Origin of the sequence: Streptococcus oralis, assembly GCF_021497885.1 — a bacterium.
GTDB lineage: Bacteria > Bacillota > Bacilli > Lactobacillales > Streptococcaceae > Streptococcus > Streptococcus oralis_BQ.
On record NZ_CP046523.1, the window covers coordinates 1,109,183 to 1,128,010 of the forward strand.

Annotated in this window: 20 protein-coding genes; 6 read left to right on the top strand and 14 right to left on the bottom strand. The window is 40.8% G+C overall.

The window, feature by feature from the left end; all coding sequences use genetic code 11:
* Nucleotides 1–8: 8 nt before the first annotated feature.
* Entirely contained in the window at nucleotides 9–554 is a 546-nt protein-coding gene (locus tag GOM48_RS05610) for an NUDIX hydrolase (protein ID WP_235096386.1), read from the bottom strand.
* Nucleotides 555–563: 9 nt separating this feature from the next.
* Entirely contained in the window at nucleotides 564–1,943 is a 1,380-nt protein-coding gene (glmU, locus tag GOM48_RS05615) for a bifunctional UDP-N-acetylglucosamine diphosphorylase/glucosamine-1-phosphate N-acetyltransferase GlmU (protein WP_235096387.1), read from the bottom strand.
* Between the two features lie 158 nt (nucleotides 1,944–2,101).
* On the opposite strand from glmU, the gene GOM48_RS05620 reads away from it, so the two are divergent.
* From GOM48_RS05620 to lysS, 5 genes are all read left to right on the top strand, one after another.
* A complete protein-coding gene (locus GOM48_RS05620; RefSeq protein WP_235096388.1) occupies nucleotides 2,102–2,902 on the top strand; it encodes a glycoside hydrolase family 25 protein in 801 nt (266 codons plus the stop codon).
* Between the two features lie 106 nt (nucleotides 2,903–3,008).
* Nucleotides 3,009–3,851 (top strand): DUF368 domain-containing protein, encoded by an 843-nt coding sequence (locus tag GOM48_RS05625; protein ID WP_169446023.1) that lies wholly within the window; start codon nucleotides 3,009–3,011, stop codon nucleotides 3,849–3,851.
* Nucleotides 3,851–4,333, top strand: coding sequence for an aminoacyl-tRNA deacylase (locus tag GOM48_RS05630; RefSeq protein WP_235096389.1), 483 nt, complete (start codon nucleotides 3,851–3,853; stop codon nucleotides 4,331–4,333). The genes GOM48_RS05625 and GOM48_RS05630 overlap by 1 nt, the downstream gene beginning before the upstream one ends.
* Nucleotides 4,333–4,956 (top strand): histidine phosphatase family protein, encoded by a 624-nt coding sequence (locus tag GOM48_RS05635; RefSeq protein WP_235096390.1) that lies wholly within the window; start codon nucleotides 4,333–4,335, stop codon nucleotides 4,954–4,956. Before GOM48_RS05630 ends, GOM48_RS05635 begins: the two co-directional genes overlap by 1 nt.
* 137 nt (nucleotides 4,957–5,093) lie before the next feature.
* Nucleotides 5,094–6,584: a lysine--tRNA ligase gene (gene lysS / locus GOM48_RS05640; protein WP_235096391.1), complete on the top strand. Its 1,491-nt coding sequence runs from the start codon at nucleotides 5,094–5,096 to the stop codon at nucleotides 6,582–6,584.
* 276 nt (nucleotides 6,585–6,860) lie between these two features.
* Here the strand turns inward: lysS and GOM48_RS05645 are convergent, their stop codons facing one another.
* The 5 genes from GOM48_RS05645 to GOM48_RS05665 form a co-directional block, all read right to left on the bottom strand.
* Entirely contained in the window at nucleotides 6,861–7,697 is an 837-nt protein-coding gene (locus GOM48_RS05645) for an amino acid ABC transporter substrate-binding protein (protein ID WP_235096392.1), read from the bottom strand.
* Nucleotides 7,698–7,708: 11 nt separating this feature from the next.
* Nucleotides 7,709–8,338 (bottom strand): amino acid ABC transporter ATP-binding protein, encoded by a 630-nt coding sequence (locus GOM48_RS05650; RefSeq protein WP_000891749.1) that lies wholly within the window; start codon nucleotides 8,336–8,338, stop codon nucleotides 7,709–7,711.
* 9 nt (nucleotides 8,339–8,347) lie between these two features.
* A complete protein-coding gene (locus GOM48_RS05655; RefSeq protein ID WP_000120845.1) occupies nucleotides 8,348–8,989 on the bottom strand; it encodes an amino acid ABC transporter permease in 642 nt (213 codons plus the stop codon).
* Between the two features lie 138 nt (nucleotides 8,990–9,127).
* Nucleotides 9,128–10,357, bottom strand: coding sequence for a tetratricopeptide repeat protein (locus GOM48_RS05660; protein ID WP_162284871.1), 1,230 nt, complete (start codon nucleotides 10,355–10,357; stop codon nucleotides 9,128–9,130).
* Nucleotides 10,347–11,513, bottom strand: a complete 1,167-nt coding sequence (locus GOM48_RS05665; RefSeq protein WP_084947910.1) for an AI-2E family transporter — start codon at nucleotides 11,511–11,513, stop codon at nucleotides 10,347–10,349. The genes GOM48_RS05660 and GOM48_RS05665 overlap by 11 nt, the downstream gene beginning before the upstream one ends.
* 143 nt (nucleotides 11,514–11,656) lie before the next feature.
* On the opposite strand from GOM48_RS05665, the gene GOM48_RS05670 reads away from it, so the two are divergent.
* Nucleotides 11,657–12,670 carry a lactonase family protein gene (locus GOM48_RS05670; protein WP_235096393.1) on the top strand — a complete coding sequence of 338 codons (1,014 nt, stop codon included), beginning with the start codon at nucleotides 11,657–11,659 and terminating at the stop codon, nucleotides 12,668–12,670.
* A 35-nt stretch (nucleotides 12,671–12,705) separates the two neighbouring features.
* Here GOM48_RS05670 and GOM48_RS05675 read toward each other — a convergent pair whose 3' ends face one another.
* From GOM48_RS05675 to atpB, 7 genes are all read right to left on the bottom strand, one after another.
* Nucleotides 12,706–13,125, bottom strand: coding sequence for a F0F1 ATP synthase subunit epsilon (locus tag GOM48_RS05675; RefSeq protein ID WP_000068036.1), 420 nt, complete (start codon nucleotides 13,123–13,125; stop codon nucleotides 12,706–12,708).
* A gap of 10 nt (nucleotides 13,126–13,135) precedes the next feature.
* On the bottom strand, nucleotides 13,136–14,542 hold the full coding sequence (gene atpD, locus GOM48_RS05680) for a F0F1 ATP synthase subunit beta (RefSeq protein ID WP_000094370.1): 1,407 nt from the start codon (nucleotides 14,540–14,542) through the stop codon (nucleotides 13,136–13,138).
* Nucleotides 14,543–14,627: 85 nt separating this feature from the next.
* Entirely contained in the window at nucleotides 14,628–15,506 is an 879-nt protein-coding gene (locus GOM48_RS05685) for a F0F1 ATP synthase subunit gamma (protein ID WP_235096394.1), read from the bottom strand.
* Between the two features lie 15 nt (nucleotides 15,507–15,521).
* Nucleotides 15,522–17,027, bottom strand: coding sequence for a F0F1 ATP synthase subunit alpha (gene atpA / locus GOM48_RS05690; protein WP_038806142.1), 1,506 nt, complete (start codon nucleotides 17,025–17,027; stop codon nucleotides 15,522–15,524).
* 14 nt (nucleotides 17,028–17,041) lie between these two features.
* Nucleotides 17,042–17,578, bottom strand: coding sequence for a F0F1 ATP synthase subunit delta (locus tag GOM48_RS05695; protein WP_038806143.1), 537 nt, complete (start codon nucleotides 17,576–17,578; stop codon nucleotides 17,042–17,044).
* On the bottom strand, nucleotides 17,578–18,072 hold the full coding sequence (gene atpF / locus GOM48_RS05700; RefSeq protein ID WP_038806144.1) for a F0F1 ATP synthase subunit B: 495 nt from the start codon (nucleotides 18,070–18,072) through the stop codon (nucleotides 17,578–17,580). Before atpF ends, GOM48_RS05695 begins: the two co-directional genes overlap by 1 nt.
* A gap of 13 nt (nucleotides 18,073–18,085) precedes the next feature.
* The gene (atpB, locus tag GOM48_RS05705; protein WP_038806145.1) at nucleotides 18,086–18,799 is read right to left on the bottom strand and encodes a F0F1 ATP synthase subunit A; all 714 of its coding nucleotides are present in this window, start codon (nucleotides 18,797–18,799) and stop codon (nucleotides 18,086–18,088) included.
* Between the last annotated feature and the right edge of the window lie 29 nt (nucleotides 18,800–18,828).

Consider the following 18,828-nt stretch of genomic DNA (forward strand, 5'->3'; position numbering starts at 1 on the left):
TTGCTCCTCTATTTCTTTTGTAGTTCCCAGTACTGAATCGCCATAATGGTCTTGGCATCACAGATATGACCTGACTGGATCAGGTTCTTGGCTTCCTCTAGACTTACTTCTAAAACTTCCAAGGTTTCATCATCATCTTGTGGACGAGGGTTTTCCACCTTGGCCAAATCACTAGCAAGGTAGAGTTTTAGTTTTTCGTTACAAAATCCAATCGCAGAATAGAAATCGTACAACAGTTCTAACTTACCAGTGTAGGCAACCTCTTCTTCCAATTCACGAAGTGCCGCTGCCATTGGATCTGCATTTTCACCAAGTTCTAGTTTACCAGCAGGAATCTCATAAGAAACCGCCTCGATAGCCTTTCGGTATTGCTTAACGAGAACGATTTTGTCCTCAACTGTCACGGCTAGTACACAAACAGCTCCATTGTGAAAAATCAAGTCACGTTGGGCAGTCCCCTTTCCTTCTGGCAGTTCTACCTGATCTTGTACTAGTTTGAAAATAGGACCTTGATAGATTTCCTTTCGGTGAATCGTTTTTTCTTCAAATTCCATGATCGACTCCTACTGGTTCTTAGGATGATGAGGTAAGCGTAGTGCATATTCATCTTTATTAACTTGACGTCCACGTCCAATAGCAATGGCGTCAGCTGGAACATCTTTTGTAATCGTTGAACCAGCTCCAACAAGAGAATTATCACCAAGTTCCACTGGGGCAATGATGGTTGAGTTTGATCCAACAAAGACATTATTGCCGATAACCGTCTTGTATTTGTTTTTCCCGTCATAGTTAACTGTAATGGTACCAGCACCGAAATTAACGTTGCTACCCACTTCACAGTTTCCGATATAAGTCAAATGACCCGCCTTGGTATTTTCACCGATTGAAGATCCTTTTACTTCAACAAAGTTTCCAATGTGTACTTGGGCAGCTAGGCTTGAACCTGGACGTATATGGGCAAAAGGACCAACTGTCACACCGTCCGCAACACTACTTTCCTCAATCATAGAATTCGTAATCACAGCTCCAGCTCCAATAGTACTATCCACGATATAAGTTCCATTTGTTAAAATAGTCTCTACCTCAATCTTCGTTTGACCTTTCAAGGTAACGTTGGCTTCGATTTGGACTTCAGGAGCAATCTCGACATCAATGTCGATGTAAGTTGCTTCTGGATTAACAAAGCTGACACCATTGACCATATGTTTTTGATTGATACGGCGGCGCATCACTGCTTCCGCAGTCGCAAGAGCTACACGGTCATTTACTCCAAGACTTTCATCAAAGTCTTTCAGAGTATAGGCTCCAACCTTCTCACCCGCATTACGGAAAATACCAATCACGTCAGTAATATAGTATTCACCTTGGGCATTGTTGGTGTTGATGTTTTTAAGGGCTTCAAAAAGACGTTCATTATCGAAAACATAAGTACCAGTATTGATTTCCTTAATTTGTTTTTCAAAATCAGTCGCATCCTTTTGCTCCACAATGCGAAGAACTTCAGCATTATCGTTACGGACGATACGACCATACCCAAAAGGCTCTGCTGCTTCAGCTGTTAAAATCGTCGCCACATTTTTGTGATTGATATGGAAATCCAAGAGATTTTTCAAGCTTTCACCTGTAATCAGAGGAGTATCTCCAGCAATAACCAAAGTGTGCCCAGTGCGATTTTGGAGAATGGGCTCTGCCATCATGACAGCATGCCCTGTTCCTAGTTGCTCTGATTGGGTGACAAAGTCTGTCTGTCCAGCCAAGACTTGTTCAACTAACTCAGCCTTGTGTCCCACTACGGTAACTGTCTTTTCGGGTTGAATAGCACCAACACTACGAAAAACATGTTCCAACATCGAAATTCCTGCTACTTTATGAAGTACCTTTGGAAGATCTGATTTCATGCGAGTACCTTTACCCGCTGCTAAAATAATGGCATAATTTGACATACTATTCTCTTTTCTGTAAAAATTCCCTTATATTATACCATAATTTTACCTTTAAAGAACAAACAAACAGGTGCTTTCCTGAAAATCTCCCCTACTTGTCTACATTTCTAAACTGTTTCCTTTGATTTTTTTAAATTTTTACGATAAACTAAACAAGTATGAGAAAAAAAATTCATCCTGCTATTATTTTGAGTTTATTTGGAATTTTCATAGCGATTTTACTCCTCAACAAACCAAGTTTTGAGGATCATCCTATCAAAACTAAGCCAAATGCTCTTCAAGTTGAAACACAAGCCTTGCATAATCTTGACAAGCCCATTATCGACGTCTCTGGTTGGCAAAGACCTGAGGAGATTAACTACGACACCTTATCTCAAAACATTTCGGGTGTTATTGTTCGCGTGCACAATGGGGCTCAGCATACTGAAGCAAATGATGCTGCCTTTATCAATGGTGTCGATAAAGCTTATAAAAATCACATATCAGAATTCCAAAAACGGAATGTCCCTGTGGGGGTTTATGCCTATGTAGCTGGAAAAAGTAAAGAAGATATGGAGAAAGCTGCTGAAGTCTTCTACAACGCTGCTTCTCCTTACAATCCTAGCTACTACTGGTTAGATGTTGAAGAAAAAACAATGTCCGATATGAATGAAGGCGTTGAAGCCTTTCGTGCCAAACTGGCAGATCTCGGCGCTAAAAACATCGGCATCTACGTTGGGGTTTACTTCATGCAAGAGCATAGTATCAATACAGATAAATTCTCTGCTGTTTGGATTCCTTCCTATGGAACTGACTCTGGTTATTTTGAAACTAAGCCAAATACTGATCTGGACTACGACCTCCACCAGTACACATCTAAGGGGAGAATTGCAGGATTTGAACATCATTTGGACATCAATTTGATTTCTACTACTAAAGAGAAGGAAGAAACCTTCAGAAAACTATTTTTAAGGCCATAAGACAAGTGAAAATAACAAACTTTTTCACTTGTTTTTTCATTTTCTCCCTGTCTGTGTTATAATTGATAGCATAGAGAAAGAATTTTATGAAATTGAGGATTTTATTATGTTTTCATGGATTGCACGAGTTATTAAAGGAATCGTCATCGCATTAGGATTTATCCTACCGGGAATTTCTGGCGGTGTTTTAGCAGCTATTTTGGGAATTTACGAGCGAATGATTGGCTTTCTGGCTCATCCCTTTAAGGATTTTAAAGAGAATGTCCTTTACTTTATCCCAGTAGCTATCGGGATGTTGCTAGGCATTGGTTTGTTTTCTTATCCGATCGAGTATTTGCTAGAAAATTATCAAGTCTATGTTTTGTGGAGCTTTGCGGGAGCTATCATCGGTACAGTTCCTAGCCTCCTTAAAGAATCTACTCGAGAATCTGATCGTGATAAAATTGACCTAGTCTGGTTCTGGACTACCTTTATCCTTTCAGGATTGGGCCTTTACGCTCTCAATTTTGTCGTAGGTTCACTCAGTGCTAGTTTTGCAAACTTCATCTTGGCAGGTGTTCTTTTAGCTCTTGGTGTCTTGGTGCCTGGTTTAAGTCCGTCAAATCTACTTTTGATTTTGGGACTGTACGCTCCAATGCTCACTGGTTTTAAGACTTTTGATTTATTTGGAACATTCCTTCCTATCGGCATTGGTGCAGGAGCAACCCTCATTATCTTTTCAAAATTAATGGATCACGCCTTGAACAACTACCACTCCCGTGTTTATCACTTTATCATTGGGATTGTGCTTTCAAGCACCCTCTTAATTTTGATCCCAAATGCCGGAAATGCTGAAAGTATCCAATACACCGGACTTTCTATTGTGAGTTATGTTCTCATCGCATTCTTCTTCGCACTTGGTATTTGGCTTGGTATCTGGATGAGTCAGTTGGAGGATAAATATAAATAATGGCAAAGAAAATCAAGATTAAAAAAACCTTGGTTGAACAAATCTTAACTAAGGCAGGGATTGAGCACACAGGGATTCAAATCAATGCGCTTGAAGGAGAACTTCCTTCAGAGTATGATCGAACACATATCTTTAAAACCTTGGCTCTTTTGGGAGACAAGACAGGACCAATCATCGGAATCCTTCCCATAACAGAACACCTCGCTGAGAAAAAACTAGCAAAGGTTTCTGGCAATAAAAAAGTGAGTATGATTCCTCAAAAAGATTTGGAAAAAACGACAGGCTATGTTCATGGAGCTAACAACCCTGTCGGTATTCGTCAGAAACACAATTATCCAATTTTTATTGATCAGACTGCTTTGGATTTGGACCAAATGATTGTCTCTGCTGGGGAAGTCGGGCATAGTATCATCGTACGCCCTCAAGACTTGGCCAGCTTTGTAAAAGCGGATTTTGCTGATATCTTGGAGGAAAGTAAGTAATGAAACTCTATTTTGTTCGTCATGGTCGCACCCTCTGGAATCTTGAAGGACGTTTTCAAGGCGCTGGTGGTGACTCGCCCCTTCTTCCGGAATCCATTGACACCCTAAAGCAACTTGGTCAGTATCTCAAGGAAATACCTTTTGATACGATTTATTCAAGTGATTTACCCAGAGCGGTCAAATCTGCTGAAATTATCCAAAGTCAACTTCAGATACCTTGTCCTTTAGAAAGCATTCCAGACCTGCGTGAATGGCATCTTGGGAAACTTGAAGGTTTAAAAATCGCAACTCTCGATGCCATCTACCCTCAACAAATCAAGGCCTTCCGCTCCAATCTGGCTCAGTTTGATACGAGAATGTTTGAAGCAGAATCCCTTTACAGTACTACCAAGCGCACCATTCAATTTATTAAATCTCTGAAAGAAAGTCTGGCTGAAAACATTCTAATCGTCGGTCATGGGGCAAATCTCACAGCTAGCCTACGCACTCTCTTAGGTTATAAAGAGGCTCACCTTCGCAAAGATGGGGGCTTGGCCAATGCTAGTCTAACAATTTTGGACACTGAGGATTTTGAAACCTTCACTCTGGAAAGATGGAATGACACTTCCTATCAAGAAAAATAATGGAACTTGATCCCAATGGTCAAGTTCTTTTTAGTTTTCAAAGAATATCCGTGAATTTCTCTGCTATTTATGATAAAATGGGAGTATCGCAAAAATGACTCATCGTATCAAATTTTGAGTAAAACTAGGAGGAACCCATGTCTACAGAACATATGGAAGAACTAAATGACCAGCAGATCGTTCGCCGTGAAAAAATGGCTGCGCTCCGTGAACAAGGAATCGATCCCTTCGGAAAACGTTTTGAACGTACTGCTAACTCACAAGAACTAAAAGACAAATTTGCAGAACTTGGTAAAGAACAATTACATGAATTAAATGAAACTGCTACTATCGCTGGACGTTTAGTAACTAAACGTGGTAAAGGGAAAGTTGGCTTTGCCCATCTTCAAGACCGAGAAGGTCAAATCCAAATCTACGTTCGTAAAGATGAAGTCGGTGAAGAAAACTACGAAATCTTCAAAAAGGCTGACCTCGGTGACTTCCTTGGTGTCGAAGGTGAAGTGATGCGTACAGATATGGGAGAGCTCTCTATCAAGGCCACACACATCACGCACTTGTCTAAAGCACTTCGCCCACTTCCAGAGAAATTCCACGGTTTGACTGACGTTGAAACAATTTACCGTAAACGTTACCTTGACTTGATTTCTAACCGTGAAAGCTTTGAACGTTTTGTCACTCGTTCAAAAATCATCTCTGAAATCCGTCGTTATCTTGATCAAAAAGGTTTCCTTGAAGTGGAAACACCTGTTCTTCACAACGAAGCTGGTGGTGCTGCTGCTCGTCCATTTATCACTCACCACAATGCCCAAAACATTGACATGGTGCTTCGTATCGCGACTGAGCTCCACTTAAAACGTCTTATTGTTGGTGGTATGGAACGTGTCTATGAAATTGGCCGTATCTTCCGTAATGAAGGAATGGACGCCACTCATAACCCTGAGTTCACTTCTATCGAAGTTTATCAAGCTTATGCTGACTTCCAAGATATCATGGACTTGACGGAAGGTATTATCCAACACGCTGCTAAGGCAGTTAAGGGGGATGGCCCAGTTAATTATCAAGGAACTGAAATCAAAATTAATGAACCATTTAAACGTGTTCACATGGTGGATGCTATCAAGGAAATTACTGGCGTAGATTTCTGGCAAGACATGACCTTCGAGGAAGCCAAAGATATCGCTGCTGAGAAGAAAGTTCCAGTTGAGAAACACTACACTGAAGTAGGTCACATCATCAACGCTTTCTTTGAAGAGTTCGTTGAAGAAACCTTGATCCAACCAACCTTTGTCTATGGACATCCAGTAGCTGTGTCTCCACTCGCTAAGAAAAATCCTGAAGACGAACGCTTTACAGACCGTTTCGAACTCTTCATCATGACTAAAGAATACGGTAATGCCTTTACCGAGTTGAACGACCCAATCGACCAACTTAGCCGTTTTGAAGCCCAAGCAAAAGCTAAAGAACTTGGTGACGACGAAGCAACAGGTATCGACTACGACTACATTGAGGCTCTTGAATACGGTATGCCACCAACAGGTGGTTTGGGAATCGGTATTGACCGCCTCTGCATGCTCCTCACTGATACAACCACTATCCGTGACGTTCTACTCTTCCCAACAATGAAATAACCCCTTATCCTCTGGTTTTTGCCAGAGATTTTTTGATAAGAAAAGAGACTCAATTTGAGGAAAAAATTTAGAAAATCTTTCCAGAATATAGTGAAATGAAATAAAATCTGAACAAATTGATTGGGAAAGTCAAATCAATTTCTAGCAATGTTTTAGAAGTCACAGTATACTATTCCAGATTTAATCCGCTATATTAAATGGCTATTATGCTCTTTCCCAATTGATAAAAAGACTACGTTTTGCTAATCAAAACGCAGTCTCATCCACTATTTTATCTCACTGTCCTTCTTGAACTTCTTTGGTTGCTACATCTTCTCCAAACCATTTTTGACTAATTTCTTGGAACTTACCATCCTTGTAAAGACTAGAAAATCCTTCATTTATCTTATTAACCAGAGTAGTATCTTCCTTACGTGCTCCAACTGCAAAAGCTTCTGTTTCTAGTCCAACTGTAAAGACATTATAATCGTTTAAAATGCCTTCTGCTTCTAAATAATAATTTGCATAGACACGATCAATCAATAGGCCGTCAATTCGATCGTTTTTCAAATCAATCAAGGCTTCGTTAAAAGTTTGGTATTGATTCGCTTCATTATTAGCGACAATATCCTTCAAAATCGCTGGCTTTCCTTCAAAGTCCGCATAACCAGATGAACCAGCTTGAGCTCCCAAAGTCTTTCCAGTCATACCTTTTGCAGTCGTGATACCTGACGATTTCTTAGTAACCAATACCTGCTCATTCTTCATATATGAGTTACTGAATGCTACCTTTTCACGACGTTCGTCTGTAGCGGAATAGCCATTCCAAATCAGATCAATCGTTCCTTTTGTCAATTCAGCTTCTTTCAAATCCCAATCAATCGGTTGCCAATTTACCGTAATTCCGTATTTTTCAAAAACAGCTGTAGCTAAATCAATATCAAATCCCTCATAGGAACCATCTTTCTGAGCAAATCCCATTGGAACAAAAGTACTATCAAACCCAATAGTAATAGACTTGTTAGACTCGTACTTAGACCAATTATCTCCACTAGTTTCACTAGAATTTTTCCCACAAGCTGCTAAGAACAAAGCAGTCATTAGACTGACTAATACAAGCATCAATTTTTTCATTATTTTTCCTCCTATTTAGGCTCTACTTTTAATAATACATCTGCAATATTTTCAGCGAATTGTAAATCGTGGGTAACCACAATTTGCGTCATCCCAAGTTCCCTATTTTGCAAAATCAGTTTTTCCACTTCCAAGCGTAATTCTGGATCCAAGGCAGAAGTTGGTTCATCGTAACCAATGATTTCTGGGTCAATCATCATAGCACGCGCCAAAGCCACCCGCTGCTTTTGCCCACCTGATAGTGAGAAGGGATAAGCATCTGCATGCCCTGCTAGTCCTAACTGTTCCAAGAGTCCACGCGCCTTCTTCTCAGCCTCTTCCTGCTTCATTCCCATAGTTTTCACAGGCGATAGGGTCAAATTGTCCAGAACTGATAAATGAGGGAAAAGTTGAAAATCTTGGAAGACAAATCCTAGTAGGTTGCGCTTTTCTAGTTCGTCTAAAGCTAGCGATTCGCCGTTATAGTAAATTTCCCCTGAATCGATTGTTTCCAATCCAGCTAGCATACGTAACAAGGTGGTCTTGCCACCTCCTGATGGACCTACGATTGCCAGGATTTGCTTTTCAGGAATTGATAGGCTGAAATTAGTTAAGATTTGTTTGCCACCAAAGGCCTTGTTGATGTTTCGTAATTCTAACATGGCAACCTCCTATCTATAGTAACTGTACTTCTTCTCAACTTTTTTGGCAAGGATAGTCACAATACCAATCAAAATCAAGTAAATTGCTCCTGCCAAGAACATAGGAACCAGACTAGCATCACGATTGGCTGCTGTACGACTAGCCAAAATCAAATCTGAAATCCCTAGAGCATAGACCAGAGAAGTATCCTTGACCAAACTCATGACTTCATTAAATACACTAGGAAGAACAATCTTGGTCACCTGTGGTAAGATGATATAGCGCACTGTGGCAAAAGGGCTAAACTTCAAGACCTTAGCAGCCTCATATTGCCCCTTAGGAATGGTATCAATCCCCCCACGGAAGATTTCAGCAAAGTAAGCCGCATAATTCAAAACAAAGGCAATAATAGCCGCAGGAAGGCGATCCAAACGAATCCCAATATTTGGGAGCACATAATAGATAAAGATCAATTGCAAGAGCAAGGGTGTTCCCCGCATGATCCAGATATAAATGTTGATCAGATAATGGAGGAGTTTCCAATGGACTTGCAAGGCAAAGGCAATCAAAACGCCCAAGGGAATAGAAAAAATCAAGACCAGTACAAAAACCTGTAAAGTCATGCTTGCACCGCTCAATAAACTCGGTAATATCTCAAACAAATAAGACATACTGCACCTCCTAAAAATTATTGTTCCTATTATAGCATAAATAAACAATTTAGCAAGGGTTTTTGTAAAAAAATTCTATTTCTTTCAAAAAAACGTATCTGCCAAATTGACGGATACGCTTTTTTAGAGAGATAACTTTTAAAGTGTTTCTAAGAGTTCTTGCATCTGAACATCATCTGGAACGATTTTTAAATAAGCTTTGGCTTGTACTTTGGCTTCTTCAAAATATCCCAATTCACGCAAGAGATAAGTATATTGCTCCAGAAACTCTGGATTGTCCTTGAGGTCAGATGACAGTTCTTGATAGAGCTCATAGGCCTTATCTAAATCCTCGATTTCCTGATATGAACGGGCAATCATCCACTTGGTCAAGAGATTTTCTGGTTCTTGACTTTGAAGAGCGATGATATCCTCATACCGTTCTTGTTCCATATAAATGGTTGCGAGACGAAGGAAAATCTCCTCAAGGTCTTCTGCATCTTCTTTGGCAGTAAGGAGAAACTGCTCTGCAGCACTAGCATCATGCAATTCATATGAAAACTGTGAGGCTGCTAGCAAGAGCCGAGTTTCAAATGGATTTTTCTCCAAACCTTGTTTAGCGATACGAAGTGCTTCTTCTATCTGATGTTCCTTGTGCAAGGCTTGACTATAACCATACTCATATCCTTCAAAATCTGGTGAAATGGTATCAATCTGCTTAAAGTAAAGAACAGATTTTTGATACTCTTCTTGGTCAAAGTAAAGACTAGCCAGTTCAAAGGCAGTTTGGTCATCGTATTCTAGTTCTAAGGCTTTTTCTAAGAATTCAGTTGCAGCTTCAAACTTGCCTAACTGGGCATAAGCATAGCCAATTCGCTGATAAGTTGAGACGCCCGTTTGCTCATAGATAGAGCGATTGTCTAATTGAGCATAACCCTGAATAGCTTCCTGATAATTCCCTAACTCGCTATCCAACTCAGCCAAACCAAAAACTAATAAGGGATCGTCTGAGTAGTTTAAGGCTTCCAGTAACTTTTCACGCGCTACATCTGTCAATCCTTCCAACTGATAGAGGTCAGCCTTCAAGGCCAAGGCCGATACATACCAGTCACTTTCAGGTGTGATTTCCTCAAGGTAAGCAAAGGCTTCCTCAACATTGCCATCCTCGCTAACAATGCTGGCTAAGTTCAGATTCACTTCTGGAAATTCTGTAACGATATTTTGGTAAATTTCTTTTGCTTGAGGATAAAAGCCAATTACCTCAAGATAGCTTGCTAGTTCGTAAAGAACTTCACTTGAATCTGTTTCGAGGGCTTTGTGAAAATACTGATCCGCTTTGCTTAAATCCTGTTCATCCAAAGCCTGGAGCATACGTTGACTATTGTTCACTCTTGATTTCCTCCCCTTCTTCTTCATACAGACCGCTGACTTTTTTATACCAGTTAAAGATAGCTGAGATAACGACCTTGGCAGAGGCATAGACAGGGATTCCCAGCAAGACTCCCCAAATACCAAACATAGAACCTGAAGTTAGGAGAACAAAGAGGACATTAATCGGATGGATGTTCAGTTGGCTACCTAAAATAAGAGGCGATACGAAGCGTCCTTCAATCGTTTGTTCAACAATAAAGACAATGACGACTTTTAAAAGCATGACTGGTCCTGCAATCAAGCCAAGAACTAGAGCTGGAAGCATGGCAAGGAAACTACCCAGGTAAGGTACTAGATTGAGGATACCAGCCGTAATACCAAGAGTCACAGCATATCTGAGACCAATAATCTTAAAGAAGATAATAAACATAATCGCCACGATAATAGCAACTGTAACCTGTCCTCTAACATAGTTTGACAGCTGTTTATTGACATCCGATAGGACTTCACCCACAGGTTCTTTTAACTTCGTTGGAATAAACTTAGTCAAATAATCTCGCAAGCCTTTTCCATCACGCAAGAGATAGAAGAGCATAAAGGGTACGATAATGACCGCTACAATCACCTGAGAAACACTACTGATAAAGGCGCTGACCCAGTTGACGGCTTGAGAAGAAATTTTGCTGGCCCATATCGTTGCTTCTGTAGAAACATTTGCAAGAACCTGCTCCAACTGAGGTCTAAAATCATCTGGCAAGCGTTTGGTTACAAGGTCATTGATAACCATATCAGCATCCTTAAGATAAGTCGGTACATTCTTTGCAAAATTTAAGACTTGGCGTTGCAGATTTGGAATAGCGACTGCCAGACCCCAAATGATAAAAAGTCCAATAATGACAAAAACTATACTGATAGCAAGAACGCGATTGATCTTGTGTTTCTCCATCCAGTCAACAATCGGATTGAGGAGGTAATAAAGTAAACCAGATAAAATAACTGGCAACATGACAACCCCTAAAAAATCCAAAACAGGTAAAAAGATAAAACTAATCTTACTTAGAATAAAAATGTTTAGCCCCAGTAACAAGGTTACTAAAAATACAGTGATGGCTTTATTATCTAAAAACCACTTAAAAAACCAAGATAGGCTAAAATGTTTCTCTTTATGTTCCATAAATACATCCTTTCTGTCATTCTCTCATTATACCATTTTTAATTTAAAATAACTCTTATTAAAGTGCTTACATAGATTAAATGAACACTTCCAGACTGTCATTTTGTGGTATAATGAACTTATCATTATTAAGAGGTATGGACATGAAAAAAACTGTTTATTTTGGAACTTACACTCGTCGCTTATCTAAAGGGATTTACAAGGCAGATTTTGATACAGAGACAGGCCAGCTTGCAAATCTTGAACTCTTTGCTCCTGAACCAAGTCCGACCTACCTTGCCTTTGACCAACAACAACACTTATACACCGTAGGGAGTCAGGATGGCTTGGGTGGAATCGCTGCCTACAAGACAGATGGTACTTTGTTAAATCATGTGGTTGAAGAAGGCGCTCCCCATTGTTATGTGGCAGTGGATGAAAAGCGTAATCTCGTTTATGGGGCCAACTATCATAAAGGTCAAGTTCTGGTTTATAAACGTCAAACGGATGGTAGCCTCATCCAAACAGATCTAGTTCAGCATAGTGGACATGGTCCTCATGAAAACCAAACTTCCCCACATGTACACTTTACGGATCTAACACCTGACCAGTACCTTGTCACATGTGATCTAGGAACAGATGAAGTAACGACCTATGATGTTAGTCCAGAAGGAAAACTAAATAAACTCTACACTTATCACAGCCAAGCTGGAGCAGGTGCACGCCACATCGTTTTCCACCATCACTATAAGATTGCCTATCTCATTTGCGAACTTAATAGTACCATTGAAGTCTTGATTTACGATGGGGTTGGTGAATTTGAACGCATGCAAGTCATTTCAACCTTACCAGATGGCTATGAGGGATTCAATGCTACTGCTGCCATTCGTCTCTCAAAAGATGGTAAATACCTTTATGCATCCAATCGAGGCCACGATTCCATTGCCGTCTATACAATCCTCGCTGATGGCAGTCTGGAATTATTAGAGATAGTACCAACACATGGACAAAATCCACGTGATTTCGACCTAACTCCTGATCAAGAGTTTCTCATTGCTGTTCACCAAGATTCTGATAATGCAACCGTCTTTAAGCGTAATCCTGAAAGTGGCCGTCTTGCGGAGCTTTCTAACGACTTCCATGTTCCTGAAGCAGTTTGCATCAACTTCCCACATTAAAAAAAATGAACTTGAGTTTCAAGTTCATTTTTTGATTATAGTTTATTTCCGACATTGATACGGTTAATAGCACGTTGAAGAGCAATCTTAGCGCGTCGTTCTTGGTCGATTAAGTGCTTGTCTTGAGCTTCTTCGATTTCACGTTCAGCGCGAAGTTTCGCACGTTCTGCACGACTGATATCGATATCACGAGCGCGTTCTGCTGAGTCTGCTACGATGGTAATGATGTCATTGGCAATCTCGATAATTCCTCCGTTCACTGCAATCCAGTTCACATGAGTATCATCATCGATTCGTTTTACCTTTACTTCATCAACCGCTAAAACCGCAATCATATTTTCATGTCGTGGCAAGATCCCCATCTCACCATCCAGAGTTCGTACCGATACAAAGCTGGCATGGTGATCATAGACGAGGCCATCTGGTGTCACGATCTGGACAGTTAACTGAGCCATAGATCACCTCTTAAAATCCCATTTTCTCTGCCTTAGCAATGACGTCTTCGATTGAACCGACACCACGGAAGGCGTCTTCTGGCAAGTGGTCATGTTTACCATCAAGGATTTCCTTGAAACCACGAACTGTTTCTGCTACTGGTACATAAGAACCAGGTTGGCCAGTAAATTGTTCTGCAACGTTGAAGTTTTGTGACAAGAAGAACTGGATACGACGGGCACGAGCAACCAAGGTCTTTTCTTCATCAGAAAGCTCATCCATACCAAGGATAGCAATGATATCTTGCAATTCATGGTAACGTTGAAGGACACGTTTGACTTCAGCAGCAACTGCATAGTGCTCTTCTCCGACAATTTCAGGTGCCAAGGCACGAGAGCTTGAAGCCAACGGATCAACGGCTGGATAGATACCCAACTGTACCAACTTACGCTCCAAGTTGGTCGTTGAATCCAAGTGAGCGAAGGCTGTTGCTGGCGCAGGGTCAGTATAGTCATCCGCTGGCACATAGATAGCCTGGATAGAGGTTACAGAACCTTTCTTAGTTGATGTGATACGTTCTTGCAATTGACCCATTTCCGTAGCAAGTGTTGGTTGGTAACCAACGGCTGAAGGCATACGACCCAAAAGGGCAGATACTTCTGAACCAGCTTGAGTGAAACGGAATATATTGTCGATAAAGAGAAGCACATCTTGGCCTTCTACATCACGGAAGTATTCGGCAATTGTCAAACCAGTAAGGGCGACACGCATACGTGCTCCTGGTGGCTCATTCATCTGACCAAATACCATGGCTGTTTTCTCGATAACGCCTGACTCTTTCATTTCCCAGTAAAGGTCATTCCCTTCACGAGTACGTTCCCCAACACCGGTAAATACCGAAATACCACCGTGTTCTTGAGCAATATTGTGAATCAATTCTTGGATCAAGACGGTTTTACCAACTCCGGCACCACCAAAGAGTCCAACTTTCCCACCTTTAAGGTAAGGGGCAAGAAGGTCGATAACCTTAATCCCAGTTTCGAGAATTTCAGAAGACGTAGACAACTCATCAAAAGTTGGAGCTTTTTTATGAATTGGCTGACGCTCAGCGTCTTCAGCAAAAGGAGCATCCAAGTCAATGGTATCTCCCAAAACATTGAAGACACGTCCCAAAGTTTCTTTACCTACTGGCACAGAGATTGGACGACCTGTGTCCAAAACTTCCATTCCACGAGTCAAACCATCTGTTGATTCCATGGCGATAGTACGGACCATACCATCACCCAACTCCAAGGCTACTTCAAGGACGATTTTTGTTTTTCTTTCGTCATTTTTGTAGACGACAAGTGCATTGTTAATCTCAGGAAGTGTTTCCCCTGCCGCAAACAAAACGTCTACAACGGGTCCAATAACCTGAGCAATTTTACCTGAACTCATCTCCTTCTCCTATTCTATATAAGATACTGTCGGTTCCTAGTTTACCTAGGCCCTAAGTTCATTTTGATATGTACAGGGTAAAGCCTTATTCTAAGGCACTAGCACCTGCTACAATTTCTGTAATTTCTTGTGTAATCGCCGCCTGTCTGGCACGGTTATACTGGATGGTCAAATCATTGATGACTTTCTTGGCATTATCAGTCGCTGTCTGCATAGCTGTCATACCAGCGGCATTTTCAGCTGTCTTGGCATCGATAATGGCACCATAAATCATACTTTCAGCATACTGTGGCAACAATTGCTCCAAAATTTCTTCTCGGCTTGTTTCCAACTCAAATGTCAAGCTATACTCCTCATCTGCTTCGTTTGGATCAAGGTCAACAATCGGAAGCATTTGCTCCACACGCATTTGACTGGTAAGTGTATTGACGTGGTGATTATAGCAGACATAGAGTTCGTCAAAAAGTTCATTTTGATACATCTCAATCGTTTTTGAAATAATTTTACGAACTTCATCAAAACTAGGTTGGTCGGCCAAGCCTCGTAATTCATAGATTGGTTGAATGCCACGAGCCTTAAAGAAATCAGCTCCCATACCACCGATACAGATTATCTCAAAATCTTTACCATCTGGATGGTATTCTTCTTTCAACTCCATAACGGCTTTAAGGATGGAAGCATTATAACCTCCAACCAAGCCACGGTCTGAAGTAATAACGATATAGCCTGTTTTCTTAACTGGACGACTGATGAGCATCGGATTGGTTGAACCGCTAGATCCGTTACCATGCAAAATATCCGTCAAAAGTTTACGAACCTTCTGAGCGTAAACTTGAAAATTGCGTGCTGCTTCTTCAGAGCGACCTAACTTGGCAGCTGATACCATTTGCATGGCATTAGTGATTTGACTAGTATTTTTTGTTGAGGCGATTTTTGTTTTAATATCATTTAGAGATACTGCCATCTGACACCTCTATTCTTATTGGAAGCTGGATTGATTGAGAAACTCTGTAATCGCAGCATCCAAGACTGCTTCTTCTGGCAAGTCTTTTGTTTCACGAATGGTTTCCAAAATCTCTGGATGTTGCGCATCAAAGAAATCATGGAACTCTTCCTCAAAACGAACAATGTCATTCACTGGAACTGTATCCAAGAATCCGTGTGTCAAAGCATACAGGATAGTAACTTGTTTCTCAACAGGCAAAGGCTTGTGAACTGGTTGTTTCAATACTTCTACCGTACGACGTCCGCGGTTCAACTTAGCCTGTGTTGCTGCATCCAAATCAGAACCGAACTTAGTGAAGGCCTCTAGTTCACGGTAAGAAGCAAGGTCGATACGAAGCGTACCAGCTACTTTCTTCATGGCTTTGATTTGAGCGGAACCACCTACACGAGATACAGATGAACCCGCATCAATAGCTGGACGAATCCCTGCATTAAAGAGACCATCTCCAAGGAAGATTTGCCCATCTGTAATTGAAATTACGTTGGTTGCGATATATGCAGAGATATCTCCTGCTTGCGTTTCGATAAATGGTAGGGCTGTGATTGAACCACCACCAAGTTCATCAGAAACTTTAGCTGAGCGCTCAAGCAAACGGCTGTGGAGGTAGAAAACATCCCCTGGGAAGGCTTCACGACCTGGTGGACGACGAAGCAAGAGAGAAAGTTCACGATAAGCTACCGCTTGTTTTGAAAGATCATCATAAACGATCAAAACATGCTTCCCTTGGTACATAAACTCTTCTGCCATAGCCACCCCAGCATAAGGAGCTAGGAAGAGCAATGGAGATGGTTGTGAAGCAGAGGCTGTCACAACGATTGTGTAGTCCAAGGCACCGTACTGACGAAGTGTTTCTACTTGCGTACGAACTGTTGATTCTTTTTGTCCAATCGCTACATAGATACAGATCATATCTTGCCCTTTTTGGTTCAAGATAGTATCAATTGCAATAGTTGTTTTCCCTGTCTGACGGTCACCAATAATCAACTCACGTTGACCACGACCAATCGGTACAAGGGCGTCAATAGCTTTCAAACCAGTTTGCAATGGTTCTGATACAGACTTACGTTGCATAACGCCAGGAGCTGGCGCTTCTACTGGACGAGTTTTGTCAGTATGGATTTCTCCAAGACCATCAACTGGACGACCAAGTGGGTCGACAACACGTCCAATCAGGCTGTCACCCACAGGGACTTCCATGATTTTACCTGTACGGCGAATGGTATCACCTTCACGAATATCTGTAAAGTCTCCAAGGATGATAATCCCAACGTCTGTAGACTCCAAGTTTTGCGCCATCCCATAAGAGCCGTTTTCAAAAATCAACAGCTCTCCACTCATGGCATTTTCAAGACCGTGAGCACGCGCAATTCCGTCCCCGATATAGGTTACAACACCTGTTTCAGACACATCAAAATTGGGTTTGAAATTTTCAATTTGTTGCTTAATTAAAGCGCTGATTTCTTGTGCGTTAATTGCCAAAAGAACACCACTTTCTATTTCAAATTTTCTTTAACAACTCGAAGTTGTTGTTTAATACTCACATCAATTGTCTTGTGATTAGCAAAAATGACAAAACCACCAATGAGCCCTTCATCAATTTGTTCTTTGATACTCCGTACTTTCAGAGACATTTTTTTCTCTATCAAGGGAAGCAAACGTTCCTTCTGTTCGTCCGTTAAAGGATGAGCTGAAGAAATCGTAACTACAAAATGATTGGTTTCTCTTTCAAGACGATTCAAACAATCAACAATGATATCATAAAAAAGATTTGCTCTGTGATTGTAAATCAGAACCTGAATAAAGTTTTGCATTAAAGGTGAGACAGAGTCTTGAAAAAAACCAACTGTTTTTTCCTTATCAGACTCATCAACTGCCACCTGAGCTAAAAAAGAAGGTAAGCCCGTTTCTTCTGCGACTTGCTTGATTTGATCCAAGTCTGAAAAAATCCGGTCCTCTTCTCCTTTTTCAATCACTAATTGGACAAAAGGCATGCTGTACTTTTCAATTACCTTTGCTGTTTTCTTGTCCATTAGGCTTCTCCTAGCTGATCGATATATTGATCAATGAGTTCCTTATGAGCATGACTGTCAAGGTTTTTTGAGATGATTTTACCAGCGAGACTAATCGTCAAATCTGCCACCTCGCCCTTAACACTTTGCAAAGCCTCAGCTTTATTCTGAGCAATTTCTTGATTCGCCTTCTCTTTTAAGCGACCTGCTTCAACTTTAGCATCTGCCAGAATATTTGCTTTACTCTTCTCTGCAGTCTCTTTAGCATTTTCAATGATTGTTTTGGCTTCGTTGCGACTACCAGCTAATTCATCTTCACGTTTTTGGGCAAGAGTTTCTGCTTTTTGACGAGCCTGTTCAGCTCCATCAATATCAGCAGCAATTTTATTTGCCCTTTCTTCGAAGACACTTGTCAAGTTTGACCACGCATATTTCTTAACTAAGACAATCAAAAGGATAAAAGAGCCAGCGATTAAAATAAAGTTACCAATTAATTCACCTACTGTTACTTGCATCTGTTACTCCTTTCTACTCTTCATCATTAATTTTATTTCCTAGATACATAGAAGACAAGACTGTGAATACATAAGCCTGAACACAGGAAATAAACACAGAAAACGCCGTCCAGACTAGATTGGTAACAAATGCGACTGGATACCAATAAAGAGCCTGATGAGAAAGTGTGATGAGCAGACTAGCCATCACTTCTCCGGCAAAGATATTTCCGAATACCCGCAAAGCAAGTGATAGGAAATTCGTGACTTCTTCAAGGAGATTCATCGGTGTCATAAAACCTGGGGTAACAAAGCCTTTCAGATACTTTTTAACACCACGGCGACGAATTCCTTCTATATGGGTCATCAGGATAATTCCAAATGACAAGGCCAAGTCAAATTGAAGATTGGCAGTTGGCGATGTCCAAAGGTTTGTCCCATCTGTAGTTTGAAGTTTGGCCATCAAACCAAGATTGTTTGCGATCACCATAAAAAGAAATAAACACAAGTAAAAGAGTGAGTAATCTTTCATGTACCGTGAGCCTACATTAGGTTCTGTAAATCCGACTACGAAGTCATAGAGATACTCCAGTACATTTTGCTTTCCTTTGGGTTTCACAGTCATATTCCGACTTGCCCAATAGATAAAGCCAAAAATAACGACTACTGACAGCAAGGTCAAGGCTGTCAAGGTCAAATCAAAGGTAACAGGACCAATATTGATGGTTGGATTGATACTTTCTTCCATCTAGAATCCTCCCTTTTCCATTTTATACT